General features: G+C 63.1%; 11 protein-coding genes. 9 read left to right on the top strand and 2 right to left on the bottom strand.

Features of this window, described 5'->3' with window-relative positions:
- Nucleotides 1-101: 101 nt before the first annotated feature.
- Nucleotides 102-746: a pentapeptide repeat-containing protein gene (locus tag J4E63_RS14440; protein ID WP_207282403.1), complete on the bottom strand. Its 645-nt coding sequence runs from the start codon at nt 744-746 to the stop codon at nt 102-104.
- A 146-nt stretch (nt 747-892) separates the two neighbouring features.
- The gene (exaA, locus tag J4E63_RS14435) at nt 893-2,758 is read right to left on the bottom strand and encodes a quinoprotein ethanol dehydrogenase (RefSeq protein WP_192260479.1); all 1,866 of its coding nucleotides are present in this window, start codon (nt 2,756-2,758) and stop codon (nt 893-895) included.
- Between the two features lie 253 nt (nt 2,759-3,011).
- On the opposite strand from exaA, the gene pedF reads away from it, so the two are divergent.
- The 9 genes from pedF (at nt 3,012) to J4E63_RS14390 (ending at nt 12,892) form a co-directional block, all read left to right on the top strand.
- Complete coding sequence (gene pedF / locus J4E63_RS14430; RefSeq protein WP_192260478.1) at nt 3,012-3,473, top strand: cytochrome c-550 PedF; 462 nt, start codon at nt 3,012-3,014, stop codon at nt 3,471-3,473.
- Between the two features lie 5 nt (nt 3,474-3,478).
- A complete protein-coding gene (locus tag J4E63_RS14425; protein ID WP_103310775.1) occupies nt 3,479-4,354 on the top strand; it encodes an ABC transporter substrate-binding protein in 876 nt (291 codons plus the stop codon).
- Between the two features lie 10 nt (nt 4,355-4,364).
- Nucleotides 4,365-5,120 (top strand): quinoprotein dehydrogenase-associated SoxYZ-like carrier, encoded by a 756-nt coding sequence (locus J4E63_RS14420; RefSeq protein WP_207282402.1) that lies wholly within the window; start codon nt 4,365-4,367, stop codon nt 5,118-5,120.
- A 16-nt stretch (nt 5,121-5,136) separates the two neighbouring features.
- The gene (locus J4E63_RS14415; protein WP_207282401.1) at nt 5,137-6,072 is read left to right on the top strand and encodes a quinoprotein relay system zinc metallohydrolase 1; all 936 of its coding nucleotides are present in this window, start codon (nt 5,137-5,139) and stop codon (nt 6,070-6,072) included.
- A gap of 289 nt (nt 6,073-6,361) precedes the next feature.
- A complete protein-coding gene (locus J4E63_RS14410; RefSeq protein WP_092164853.1) occupies nt 6,362-8,137 on the top strand; it encodes a PQQ-dependent methanol/ethanol family dehydrogenase in 1,776 nt (591 codons plus the stop codon).
- A 268-nt stretch (nt 8,138-8,405) separates the two neighbouring features.
- Nucleotides 8,406-9,926 carry an aldehyde dehydrogenase family protein gene (locus J4E63_RS14405; RefSeq protein WP_092475329.1) on the top strand — a complete coding sequence of 507 codons (1,521 nt, stop codon included), beginning with the start codon at nt 8,406-8,408 and terminating at the stop codon, nt 9,924-9,926.
- Nucleotides 9,927-10,176: 250 nt separating this feature from the next.
- Nucleotides 10,177-10,248, top strand: coding sequence for a pyrroloquinoline quinone precursor peptide PqqA (gene pqqA / locus J4E63_RS14400; RefSeq protein ID WP_003243383.1), 72 nt, complete (start codon nt 10,177-10,179; stop codon nt 10,246-10,248).
- 132 nt (nt 10,249-10,380) lie between these two features.
- Nucleotides 10,381-11,538 carry an alcohol dehydrogenase-like regulatory protein ErcA gene (gene ercA / locus J4E63_RS14395; RefSeq protein WP_103311405.1) on the top strand — a complete coding sequence of 386 codons (1,158 nt, stop codon included), beginning with the start codon at nt 10,381-10,383 and terminating at the stop codon, nt 11,536-11,538.
- Nucleotides 11,522-12,892, top strand: a complete 1,371-nt coding sequence (locus J4E63_RS14390; protein ID WP_207282400.1) for a hybrid sensor histidine kinase/response regulator — start codon at nt 11,522-11,524, stop codon at nt 12,890-12,892. Before ercA ends, J4E63_RS14390 begins: the two co-directional genes overlap by 17 nt.
- Nucleotides 12,893-12,965: the final 73 nt, after the last annotated feature.

Below are 12,965 nucleotides of genomic sequence, written 5' to 3'. Positions count from 1 at the left end.
GCACCTCGGCAGGACGGATTGATTGAGTGGGCTGGGGGGAGGGGGCTGCTGCGCAGCCCAGCGGGAGCAAGCTCCCTCGCCACAGGGGTTTGTGGCAATCCTTACTGATCCCAAGAAGTCGGGCAGCCGGTGCAGCCTTCCATATTCGCATCCTGGAAATTTCCATAGTGCTGGCGAGAACCGCTCAGGTTGGCCTGTTCCAGGTTGCTTTCGCCGAGCTTGGCTTCCTGCAGGTTGGCATCGCGCAGGTCGGCGCCCTTGAGGTCGGCCTTGCTCAGCCAGGCCATCTCCAGGTCAGCGGCCTGCAGGTTGGCACCCTGCAGCCGCGCGCCGGACAAGCGGGCGAACTGAAGGTAGGCGGCGGTCAGGTCGGCACGTTGGAACTGCGCGCCCTGGGCGAACAGCCCCCAGCCCTGGATCGCCTTGAGCGTGGCGCCGCTGAAGTCCGCCAGGCGCAGGTTGCTTTGTTGCAGGCTGGCGCGGGTCAGGTTGGCGCCCTGCAACTGGGCTTTTTCGAGGTTGGCCAGGTCCAGCCGCGCGTGCCGCAGGTCGGCGTCGCGCAGGTCGGCACCGCTGAGGTTCATTTTGCGCAGGTCCTGGTTCGCCAGTTTTGCGCCACGCAGGTTGGCGCCGGGGCATTGGCTGGCTTCGGCGATGACGCAGCCGTTGAGGGTGAGCGGGGTGTCGAGGTCGTCGGCGTTGGCAAAGGCGCCAACGAACAGAAGCAGCAATGACCAGCATCTCATGACATGAACTCGGGTAATTGTGGGAGCGAGCTGGCTCGCGATAGCGCAATATCAGTCAACATGAATGTCAGCTGAACCACCGCCATCGCGAGCGAGCTCGCTCCCACAGGGGTTGTGGTGTGTGTCAGGACCCAGGTGGGATCGGGCTACTTCTGCGCCGTCGCCTTGTCCCAACTCGGAATCTTGAACACCCAGAACGACCCACCCTGGGCCACGGGCTTGGTCAGTTCGGCCATGTCGCCACCCCACAACGGTACGGCGCCGCCGTAGCCGACGGTCACGCCGATGTACTGCTCGCCGTCCTGTTCCCAGGTGATGGGCGGGGAGACGATGCCGCTGCCGGTCTGGAACTTCCACAGCTCCTTACCGGTTTTCGCATCAAAGGCCTTGAAGAATCCGTCGCCAGTGCCGGTGAACACCAGGTTGCCCTTGGTCGCCAGTACGCCGGCCCACAGCGGCAGCGCTTCCTTGTGCTCCCACACCACCTTGCCGGTGGTGGGGTTCATCGCCCGCAGGCTGCCGACGTGATCGTCATACATGCGCTTGATACGGAAGCCCATGCCGAGGTAGGCCGAGCCTTTCTTGTAGTTCACTTCCTCGGTCCAGTACTCCTCTTTCCACTGGTTGCCGGGAACGTAGAACAGCCCGGTGTCCTGGCTGTAGGCCATGGGGTTCCAGTTCTTGCCGCCGAGGAACGGAGGCGAGACTTCCACCGGCTTGCCCTTGGTTTCGCCGGGCAGTGGCTTGGCCGGACGCTGGCCGGGGTTTTCCACCGGGCGGCCGGTCTTCAGGTCGATATGGCTGGCCCAGGTGATGTTGTCGACGAAGGGGAAGGCGTTCTGCAGCTTGCCGTTGTTGCGGTCCACCACGTAGAAGAAGCCGTTGCGGTCGGCGTGGGCGGTGGCCTTGACCACCTTGCCGTCCTTGTCCTTGTAGTCGAACAGCACCAGCTCGTTGTTGCCGGAGAAGTCCCAGGCGTCGTTGGGCGTGTGTTGGTAGAACCACTTCACCTCGCCCGTGCTGGGGTCGACACCGACCTGGCCCGAGGTGTAGAGGCTGTCGTAGTCGTGGGGGTTGCCGTCCTTGGCCGTGCGCGCCCAGGTATTCCAAGGGCCGGGGTTGCCCGCGCCGACGATGATGGTGTTGGTCTCGGCGTCGAAACTGGCGCTCTGCCAAGGTGCGCCGCCGCCATGACTCCAGGCTTCGACCTTGCCGGTTTCAGTGGTCTTGTCGTCGGGCCAGGAGGGCGCCTTGACGTCGCCGGTCGGGGTGCTGTCCTTGCCGTTGAGGCGGCCCATGTGGCCTTCGACGAACGGGCGCATCCAGACTTCTTCGCCGGTTTCCGGGTCGCGGGCGAACAACTGCCCGACCACACCGAACTCGTCGCCGGAGCTGCCGTGGATCAGCAACACCTTGCCGCTGGTCTTGTCCTTGATCAACACCGGTGCGCCGGTCATGGTGTAGCCGCCGGCGTGGTCGCCGAACTTCTTGTTCCACACCACCTTGCCGGTGTTTTTATCCAGGGCGACCACGCGCGCGTCCAGGGTGCCGAAGTAGATCTTGTCGCCATAGATCGCCGCGCCGCGGTTGACCACGTCGCAGCACGGGCGAATGTTGTCCGGCAGTCGGTGGTTGTAGGTCCACAGGCGCTTGCCGGTCCTGGCGTCGAGGGCGAATACCCGCGAGTAGGATCCGGTGACGTAGACCACGCCGTCGCTGACGATGGCCTGGGATTCCTGGCCGCGCTGCTTCTCGTCACCGAACGAGTAGGACCAGGCCGGGGTGAGCTTGAAGACGTTCTTGTCGTTGACCTGGGCCAGCGGGCTCCAGCGTTGGGCGTTGGTGCCCATGCCGTACTGCAGCACGTCCTGGGTGGTCAGGTGGTCGTTGGCAATGTCTTCCCAACTGACCCCTGGCGCTGCGGCGCTGGCCAAGGGGCTCAGCGACAGACTGCCGGCCAGCAGCAAGGCAACAGTCAGGGCGGAGAGGGCGGGTAGCGTTTTTATTCTCATGGTGGCAGTTCCCAGTGAAGGTTTTGGCCTGACTAGGTTGGGTCGCGCCGGTGCCTGGCCGATACGGAAAAAATCCCGCCCTTGCCGGGAAGACTTCCCGAACCGCCTGTCTTTGCGACTTGCGTCGGATGGCCTGCTACCAAGGGACTAGACCCCGACCACCAAAGCAGCATTCGGCTGGCGCCCCAGCGTTCCTAAGATGACGGCACGGCTTCTTCACAGAGGTCTTGCGTGCAATCCAGAGGGCATAACAATGACAACAAAACGCAACGCCATCATCGCTACCGCATTACTGATGGGGCTGACCGGCGCAGGCTCCGCGTGGGCCCATGGCAACGTAGTGCCCCAGGCAGTGGAAACCAAGGGGCTGACCCCGATCAAGGACAGCAACTTGCCGTTGGACGCCGATGGTTGGGCCGCCCAGAACCCCTATCGCAGTTCCCCCGAACGTGACAAAGCCATAGAAATCGGCGCCTCGGCCTACAACCAGAACTGCGCGGCCTGCCATGGCTTGGAGGCCAAGTCCGGCGGGATCGCCCCGGACCTGCGCATGTTGGACGCCGCCGAAGCCGGAGACGAATGGTTCGTCGAGCGCGTGCGCCATGGCGCGGTGCGCGACGGTCGGGTCTACATGCCGAAGATGGCGGACTACCTGAGCCAGGAAGCCTTGTGGGCGGTGCGCACTTATCTTGACAGCGTGCATGTCGAGGAGTGATCGCCATGCGCTGGTTCGCCTGGGTAATCTGCTGCGTGTTGCTGGGTGCCCAGGCGGTTCAGGCCCAGGTGCGCAGCTACGATCAGATGATCGCCGCGGGGGAACTGAAGGTGGCGGTCTACAAGGACTTCGCCCCCTACAGCTTCGAAGACCAGGGCCAGCCCAGGGGCGTCGACGTCGAACTGGCCCAGGCCTTGGCCAAGGCACTGGGTGTGCGCCTGCAACTGATCTGGGCGCCGCCCGGCGAGAAGCTCGATGACGATCTGCGTGATTACATCTGGCGCAGTAGCCCGCTGCATGACCGGCAACTGGCCGACTTGATGATGCGTGTGCCGTACGATCACGACTACGTGCAAAAGCGCAACGACATCGGTGAACTGGAAAACGCCCAGGTAGTGATGTTCGGGCCTTATCAGCAGGAGTGCTGGCAGGTGGCGTATGACCGGCGCCGGCTGGATTCGGTGGGCAGCGTCGCGGTGTTTCAGCAACACCCTATCGGGGTGGAAGTCGACAGCGTGCCGTCGTTCTACCTGACCTCGGTGTTCAACGGCATGCTCAGCGCCAAGACCCGTCATTACCCCAGCGTCGCCAAAGCCTTCGGGGCCATGCAGGCCGGGGAGGTCGACGCCGTCATGGCCATGCGCGGGGAAATCGACTGGCAAGTGCATGAAGCGGCCGATTCGCAACTGGCACTGGCGGAGAATGCCTATCCGAACATGGGCAAGCAACGCTGGGAAATCGGCATGGCGGTGCATGAAAGCAACCGTCAGTTGGCCTATGCGGTGGAAGAGGCGCTGGAAGGTTTGATCCGCGATGGCAGCGTCAAGGCTGTCTACGCCCATTACGGCCTGCGTTACGAAGTGCCCGAGATGTACCAATAGGAGCGCAGGGATGAACTGGCGAGCGTATGGCCTGCTGTTGTGGTGCCTGCCGTGGCTGGCGATGGCGGTCGAGCCAGGAAAGGACCCGGTGCCGTCGGTGATGTGGGCCTTTTATCACAAGCAATTGTTGGGGGACGCGCCGTTCGTGTTCGACGAGCGGGTACGGTTGCTGGCGCCACCCTTTGCCGAAGACGCGCGCCAGGTACCACTGGAAATCGATGCCCGGGCCTTCGCCGGCGACGTCGTGCGGGTGCTGGCCTGGGCCGAGCTGAACCCGTTGCCGAAAATCGTCGATTTCCAACCGGGGGAGCGGGTGCTGCCCTGGTTGTCGATCCGTATTCGCATCGAACAAGCCACGCCGTTGCGGGTCGCCGTGCAGACCCGCGATGGCCTCTGGCACGTCGGTTCGACCCTGATCGACGCGGCGGGTGGTGGTTGTACCGCGCCCAGCGTGGTGCGCACCCAGCCGGGTTGGGAGGAGCATCTGGGCGAGGTGCTGGGTGGTCGTTATCCGCGAGGGGAGTCGAGTCGCTTGCGCCTGCAAATTGCCCACCCCATGGACAACGGCCTGGTGAGCGGCATCCCGGAGTTCTTCATCAACCAGGCGCAACTGTTGGACGCCGACGGCAAGCTGCTGGCGCGCCTGGAGCTGTTCCCGGCGGTCAGCGAAAACCCCAACCTGGGCTTCGATATCCAAGGCCCGGGACAGACCCGCCTGGTGCTGCGCGACAACAGCGGCAACGCGTTCGAGGCGGCCATTCCCTGACCAGAAGGAACGTGCCATGCGCTGGCTGTTACTGATCTGTCTTGGCCTGTGCCTGCCGGCATGGTCCGCCACCGATTATTCACTCAAGCCCCGGCAGATCGCCGAAGGCACCTGGCTGCTGGAAGGCAGCACCGAGAACTTTGCCAAGGCCAACGGCGGCAACATCGTCAATACCGGCTTCATCGTCACCGATGCCGGCGTGGTGGTGATCGACACCGGGCCGTCGAAGCGTTACGGCGAGGCGCTGCGCCAGGCCATTGCGGCGACCACCGATAAGCCGGTCATCCAGGTCTTGCTGACCCATCATCACCCCGACCACGTATTGGGCAACCAGGCGTTCAGCGACGTGCCCATCGGTGCCTTGGCCGGGACCACGGACTTGCTGCGGCAGCAGGGCGATGCCATGGCGGAAAACATGTACCGCCTGGTGGGCGACTGGATGCGCGGCACCGAGGTGGTGCTGCCCAGCCAAGTGTTGACGCCCGGTGTGCTCAAGGTGGGCAATCACGGGTTGCGATTGCTGCAACTGGCCGGGCATACCGGGGCCGACCTGGCAATCCTCGACGAAACCACCGGCGTATTGTTCGCCGGCGACCTGGTGTTCTACGAACGGGCCCTGACCACCCCCAACAGCCCAGGGCTGGAGGTCTGGCTCAAAGACCTGGACACCCTGCAGGCCTTGCCCTGGAAGCAGATCGTGCCCGGCCATGGCCCAGTGGCGACTGACGCCCGACCCTTTGCGCAGATGCGCGATTACCTGGGCTGGCTCGACCAACTGATGCGCGACGGCGCGGCCCGGGGCGACGACATGGCCGAGATGATCCGCAGCCCCATCCCCGAGCGCTTCGCCGGGATCAGCCTGAGTCGGTATGAGTTGATTCGCAGCGTCAGTCATCTCTATCCGCGCTATGAGCGGGCGGTGATGAAACGGGTGGATGCCCAGTCGCAATAGCCTTGGTGGTATGAGGGCCCGTGGCGAGGGAGCTTGCTCCCGCTGGGGCGCGCAGCGGCCCTAAAAAGTCTGCAACAACGCCGATAATCAGGGTGGCGCGCGAAGGGGGCCGCTTCGCAGCCCAGCGGGAGCAAGCTCCCTCGCCACGGGTGTGCGCAAGACCCACATGTACCAAGGAACTAGAAAACTCAACACAGCGGGCAATTGTTGGCAGCGGCCCCGAGGCCAAGAATCTGTGGCAGACCGGGAAAATTTCCCGGGTATAACAAAAACCGCAGAGGTAGCCGTCATGAGTCATCCCGCACGTCGCCAACCCTTCGCCGTGAGCCTGCTGCTCAGTGCCATGCTGCTGTCCGGTTCGGCCCTTGCAGCCGTGACCGATCAGGAAATTCTCCAGGATCCGAAGAACCCCGAGCAGATTGTGACCAATGGCCTGGGCGTCCAGGGCCAGCGCTACAGCCCGCTCGACACGCTCAACGACAGCAACGTCAAGGATCTGCGTCCGGTCTGGGCGTTCTCCTTCGGCGGTGAAAAGCAGCGCGGCCAGCAGGCCCAGCCGATGATCAAGGACGGGGTGATGTACCTCACCGGTTCCTATTCGCGGGTGTTTGCCGTGGATGCGCGCACCGGCAAGAAGCTGTGGCAATACGATGCGCGCCTGCCCGATGACATCCGCCCTTGCTGCGACGTGATCAACCGCGGCGTGGCCTTGTATGGGGACCTGGTGTTCTTCGGCACCCTCGACGCCAAGCTGGTGGCATTGAACAAGGACACCGGCAAAGTGGTGTGGAGCAAGAAGGTCGCCGACCACAAGGAAGGCTATTCCATCAGTGCCGCTCCGCTGATCGTCAACGGCAAGCTGATCACTGGCGTGGCCGGTGGCGAGTTCGGCGTGGTGGGCCAGATCAGTGCCTATGATCCGAAGAATGGCGAACTGCTGTGGACCCGCCCGACCGTGGAAGGCCACATGGGCTACGTCTACAAGGACGGCAAGGCGGTCGAGAATGGTATTTCCGGCGGCGAGGCAGGCAAGACCTGGCCGGGCGATCTGTGGAAAACCGGCGGTGCGGCGCCTTGGCTGGGCGGCTATTACGACCCGGAAACCAACCTTCTGCTGTTCGGCACCGGCAACCCGGCGCCCTGGAACTCCCACCTGCGTCCTGGCGACAACCTCTATTCCTCCTCGCGTCTGGCCTTGAACCCGGACGACGGCACCATCAAATGGCACTTCCAGAGCACGCCGCACGACGGCTGGGACTATGACGGCGTCAACGAACTGATTTCGTTCAACTACAAGGAAGGCGGCAAGGACATCAAGGCCGCGGCCACCGCCGACCGTAACGGCTTCTTCTACGTGCTCGACCGCACCAACGGTAAATTCATCCGCGGCTTCCCGTTTGTCGACAAGATCACCTGGGCCACCGGCCTGGACAAGGACGGCCGGCCGATCTACAACGAGGCCAGCCGTCCGGGTGCGCCGGGCAGCGAAGCCAAGGGCAGTTCGGTGTTCGTGGCGCCGGCCTTCCTCGGTGCGAAAAACTGGATGCCCATGGCCTACAACCAGGACACTGGCCTGTTCTATGTGCCGTCCAACGAATGGGGCATGGACATCTGGAACGAAGGCATCGCCTACAAGAAAGGCGCGGCGTTCCTCGGGGCGGGCTTCACCATCAAGCCGCTGAACGAGGATTACATTGGTGTGCTGCGGGCCATCGATCCGAAGACCGGCAAGGAAGTCTGGCGGCACAAGAACTATGCGCCACTGTGGGGCGGGGTCCTGACCACCAAGGGCAATCTGGTGTTCACCGGCACGCCTGAAGGGTTCCTGCAGGCGTTCAATGCCAAGACAGGGGAAAAGGTCTGGGAATTCCAGACCGGCTCCGGCGTGCTTGGCTCGCCCATCACCTGGGAAATGGACGGCGAGCAATATGTCTCCGTGGTGTCCGGTTGGGGCGGCGCGGTGCCGCTGTGGGGTGGCGAGGTGGCCAAGCGCGTGAAGGACTTCAACCAGGGCGGCATGCTCTGGACCTTCAAGTTGCCGAAAGCGCTTGTCGCCAAGCGCTGAGCCAACCTTGGCAATGTAGAACCTGTGGGAGCGAGCTTGCTCGCGATTGCGGTGGGTCAGTTTGCGACGATGTTGGCTGTACCGGCGTCATCGCGAGCAAGCTCGCTCCCACAAAAAAGCTCCGGCTCATCCTCGGATCGCAGCAAAACCTACGACCAAATAACGAGAGTCCCCCCTGCCAACGACGCATTCGTCCGGCCGGCGGGGCTCTCTACCATCGGCCTATCGCTTGTCCCGTGACAGGCATCGACCAGGCAGAGGCCCCATCATGATCTATGCACAACCCGGAACCCCAGGCGCCGTCGTTTCCTTCAAGCCGCGCTATGGCAATTTCATCGGCGGCGAATTCGTCGCACCGGTCAACGGCGAGTACTTCACCAACACGTCCCCGGTCAATGGCGAAGTCATTGCCGAATTCCCTCGCTCCAGCGCCGCCGACATCGATAAGGCCCTGGATGCCGCCCATGCCGCCGCCGACGCCTGGGGCAAGACCTCGGTACAGGACCGCTCCCTGGTGCTGTTGAAAATCGCCGACCGCATCGAGCAGTACCTGGAAGTCCTCGCCGTTGCGGAAACCTGGGACAACGGCAAGGCTGTACGCGAAACCCTCAATGCCGACGTGCCGCTGTCGGCCGACCATTTCCGTTATTTCGCTGGCTGCATTCGCGCCCAAGAGGGTGGGGCTGCGGAGATCAACGAACTGACCACGGCCTATCATTTCCACGAGCCGCTGGGCGTGGTCGGGCAGATCATCCCGTGGAACTTCCCGCTGCTGATGGCCGCCTGGAAACTCGCCCCGGCCCTGGCCGCCGGTAACTGCATCGTGCTCAAGCCGGCGGAGCAGACGCCGCTGTCGATCACTGTGTTCATCGAACTGATCGCCGACCTGCTGCCACCTGGCGTGCTGAATATTGTCCATGGTTTTGGCCGCGAAGCCGGCGAAGCCCTGGCCACCAGCAAGCGCATCGCCAAGATCGCCTTCACCGGTTCCACCCCGGTGGGCTCGCACATCATGAAGTGCGCGGCCGAGAACATCATCCCGTCCACCGTGGAGTTGGGCGGCAAGTCGCCGAACATCTTCTTCGAAGACATCATGCAGGCCGAGCCAGCTTTCATCGAAAAGGCCGCCGAAGGCCTGGTACTGGCGTTCTTCAACCAGGGCGAGGTCTGCACCTGCCCGTCCCGGGCGCTCGTGCAGGAGTCGATCTATGCGCCGTTCATGGCCGAGGTGATGAAAAAAATCGCCAAGATCAAGCGTGGCAACCCACTGGATACCGAGACCATGGTCGGTGCCCAGGCTTCGCAGCAGCAATACGACAAGATCCTTTCCTACCTGGAAATCGCCCGGGAAGAGGGGGCCGAGTTGCTGACCGGTGGTGCGGCCGAGCACCTGGAAGGTGACTTGTCGAGCGGCTATTACATCCAGCCGACCCTGCTCAAGGGCCACAACAAAATGCGTGTGTTCCAGGAAGAGATCTTCGGCCCGGTGGTGGGTGTGACCACCTTCAAGGACGAAGCCGAAGCCCTGGCGATCGCCAACGACACCGAGTTCGGCCTCGGCGCCGGCCTGTGGACCCGCGACATCAACCGCGCCTACCGCATGGGCCGGGCGATCAAGGCCGGTCGCGTGTGGACCAACTGCTACCACCTGTACCCGGCCCATGCCGCGTTCGGTGGCTACAAGAAGTCCGGTGTGGGGCGTGAAACCCACAAGATGATGCTCGACCACTACCAGCAGACCAAGAACCTGCTGGTGAGCTACGACATCAATCCGTTGGGGTTCTTCTAACCCAATAACACAGCACCACACCCTGTGGGAGCGAGCTTGCTCGCGATAGCGGTCGCTCAGTCAACATCAGTGTTGGATGTCCCGACCTCATCGCGAGCAAGCTCGCTCCCACAGGGGTTATGTAATGGCATGTCAACCACCCCATACCAACGCACCCCACCCACCGCTTCGAAAGTAGCATTCGAGCCCCGGGCGTGGCGTGCATTAATGACCTTGCCGGAATGGCCCGGTACAAGAAGAGGAAAGACCCATGTGGACTAAACCCGCGTACACCGACCTGCGTATCGGTTTTGAAGTGACGATGTACTTCGCCAACCGATGAGTGCTGGCCCGGCCTGGAACATTCAGGCCGGGCTACCCATTGGTCTGATTGCATTCACAGCGGGATGCTTTAGGCTCAAGGTATCCCCTGACAATAACAACAGGCTTACCAATGAGCCACGTAACTGAAAAGATGAGCCTCAGCCCGCTGCGCAAGTTCGTTTCTCCTGAAATCATGTTCGGTGCCGGTTGTCGGCACAATGTCGGCAACTACGCCAAGACCTTCGGGGCACGCAAAGTGCTGATCGTCACCGATCCCGGGGTCATCGCCGCCGGTTGGGTGGCGGACGTCGAAGCCAGTCTCCAGGCCCAAGGTATCGATTACTGCATCTACAGCGCGGTCTCGCCCAATCCACGGGTCGAGGAAGTGATGCTCGGGGCCGACCTGTACCGGGAAAACCATTGCGATGTCATCGTCGCGGTGGGCGGTGGTAGCCCGATGGATTGCGGCAAAGGCATCGGCATTGTCGTTGCCCACGGCCGCAGTATCCTCGAGTTCGAAGGCGTCGATACCCTGAACGTGCCCAGCCCGCCGCTGATCCTGATACCCACCACGGCGGGGACGTCGGCTGACGTGTCGCAATTCGTGATCATCTCCAACCAGCAAGAACGCATGAAGTTCTCCATCGTCAGCAAGGCGGCGGTGCCGGACGTGTCGCTGATCGACCCGGAAACCACCCTGAGCATGGACCCGTTCCTGTCCGCGTGTACCGGCATCGATGCGCTGGTGCATGCCATCGAGGCGTTCGTGTCCACCGGTCACGGCCCGTTGACCGACCCCCATGCCCTGGAAGCCATGCGCCTGATCAATGGCAACCTGGTGCAGATGATCGCCAACCCGGCGGACATCGCCCTGCGGGAAAAAATCATGCTGGGCAGCATGCAGGCCGGGCTGGCGTTCTCCAACGCGATCCTCGGGGCCGTGCACGCGATGTCCCACAGCCTGGGCGGGTTCCTCGATTTGCCCCATGGCCTGTGCAACGCGGTATTGGTGGAGCACGTGGTGGCGTTCAACTACAACTCGGCACCGGAGCGTTTCAAGGTGATTGCCGAGACCCTGGGCATCGATTGCCGGGGGCTCAATCACCGGGAGATCCGCACCCGGCTGGTGGAGCACCTGATTGCCCTCAAGCACACCATCGGTTTCCACGAAACCCTGGGCCTGCACGGCGTGAGCACCTCGGACATCCCGTTCCTGTCGCAACATGCGATGCACGACCCGTGCATCCTCACCAATCCTCGGGAGTCGAGCCAGCGGGATGTCGAGGTCGTTTATGGCGAAGCCCTCTGACGAGCAGCAAAAAGCCTTGGAGGGGCTGCTGGGGCTGGGCAATCACTCGACGCGCAAGAGTCATTATCCGGAACTGACGGCGCGCCTCGATGAGCTGGAACAGGCCCGGCAACATCTGCAACAACTCAACGACCAACTGGAGCAGCGGGTGGCCGAGCGCACCGATGCGCTGTTGGAAGCCAACCACAACCTGCAGCAGCAGATTGCCCAGCGCGAACGGGTAGAACAGCAATTGCGCGATGCCCGGGACGTCGCCCAGGCCGCCAACCGCAGCAAGGACAAATACCTGGCCGCCGCCAGCCATGATCTGTTGCAGCCACTGAACGCGGCCCGCCTGTTGATCGCCACGCTGCGTGAACGCGAACTGCCTGCCGCCGAGCATGTACTGGTCGAACGCACCCATCAGGCGCTTGAAGGCGCCGAAGACCTGCTCACCGACCTGCTGGACATTTCCCGGCTGGATCAGGCCGCCGTCAAGCCTGACCTGGCGCCGTATCGGCTGGATGAGTTGCTGGGGCCGCTGGTCTCGGAGTTTCAATCGGTGGCCGGTGCCGCCGGGTTGGAGCTGCGAGTGCGGTTTGGCGACGAAGCGGTGCTGACCGACCTGCGATTGATCAGCCGTATCCTGCGCAACCTGCTGAGCAACGCCTGCCGCTACACCGACCAAGGCGGCATTCTTCTGGCGGCCCGACGCCGGGGAGGGCGCCTGAGCCTGGAAGTCTGGGACACGGGGCGGGGGATCGCCGCCGATTGCCTGGAGTCGATTTTCCTCGAATTCAACCAGTTGGACGTCGGCCGGGCGGCGGATCGCAAAGGCGTGGGCCTGGGGTTGGCGATTGTCGAACGCATCGCCCATATCCTCGGCTACCGGGTGCAGGTGCGTTCGCGGCCGGGACGCGGCTCGGTATTCAGTATCGAGGTGCCGCTGTCCAGTGAAAAACCACTGCCCGTGTCGCTGGCCCCGGTACAGGCGGTCGCCGGCAACCCACTGCCGGGGCGGCGCTTGTTGGTGATCGACAATGAGGTGAGCATCCTGCAAAGCATGGCCGCGCTGTTGGGGCAATGGGGCTGCGAGGTGTTGACCGCCACCGACGAGGCGGGTGCCCTTGACGTGCTGCAGGGGCGTGCGCCGGAGCTGATCCTGGCGGATTTCCACCTGGATCATGGGGTCGTGGGCTGTGAGGTGGTCAAGCACCTGCGCGAGCATTTCCACCAGGCGATCCCGGCGGTGATCATCACCGCCGACCGCAGCGACCAGTGCCGTCGCGCCTTGCGCAAACTGGATGCACCGCTGCTCAACAAACCGGTCAAGCCTGGCAAGTTGCGGGCGGTGTTGAGCCAGATGCTCGGGTAGCGCAAAACTCGGGTATTCCCCGAAATCGCATCAACCCTGTGGGAGCGAGCTTGCTCGCGATGACGCCGGTACA

Origin of the sequence: Pseudomonas sp. FW300-N2F2, from assembly GCF_017351655.1 — a bacterium.
GTDB classification, from domain to species: domain Bacteria; phylum Pseudomonadota; class Gammaproteobacteria; order Pseudomonadales; family Pseudomonadaceae; genus Aquipseudomonas; species Aquipseudomonas fluorescens_AA.
The sequence above is the reverse complement of the archived record's forward strand: the minus strand, read 5'-3'. Positions and strand labels throughout refer to the sequence as shown.

What these genes read in the sequence shown, in the direction of transcription:
- J4E63_RS14440 (WP_207282403.1), bottom strand. Translation starts at nt 746, where the DNA reads ATGAGATGCTGGTCATTGCTGCTTCTGTTCGTTGGCGCCTTTGCCAAC.
- exaA (WP_192260479.1), bottom strand. Translation starts at nt 2,758, where the DNA reads ATGAGAATAAAAACGCTACCCGCCCTCTCCGCCCTGACTGTTGCCTTG.
- pedF (WP_192260478.1), top strand. Translation starts at nt 3,012, where the DNA reads ATGACAACAAAACGCAACGCCATCATCGCTACCGCATTACTGATGGGG.
- J4E63_RS14425 (WP_103310775.1), top strand. Translation starts at nt 3,479, where the DNA reads ATGCGCTGGTTCGCCTGGGTAATCTGCTGCGTGTTGCTGGGTGCCCAG.
- J4E63_RS14420 (WP_207282402.1), top strand. Translation starts at nt 4,365, where the DNA reads ATGAACTGGCGAGCGTATGGCCTGCTGTTGTGGTGCCTGCCGTGGCTG.
- J4E63_RS14415 (WP_207282401.1), top strand. Translation starts at nt 5,137, where the DNA reads ATGCGCTGGCTGTTACTGATCTGTCTTGGCCTGTGCCTGCCGGCATGG.
- J4E63_RS14410 (WP_092164853.1), top strand. Translation starts at nt 6,362, where the DNA reads ATGAGTCATCCCGCACGTCGCCAACCCTTCGCCGTGAGCCTGCTGCTC.
- J4E63_RS14405 (WP_092475329.1), top strand. Translation starts at nt 8,406, where the DNA reads ATGATCTATGCACAACCCGGAACCCCAGGCGCCGTCGTTTCCTTCAAG.
- ercA (WP_103311405.1), top strand. Translation starts at nt 10,381, where the DNA reads ATGAGCCTCAGCCCGCTGCGCAAGTTCGTTTCTCCTGAAATCATGTTC.
- J4E63_RS14390 (WP_207282400.1), top strand. Translation starts at nt 11,522, where the DNA reads ATGGCGAAGCCCTCTGACGAGCAGCAAAAAGCCTTGGAGGGGCTGCTG.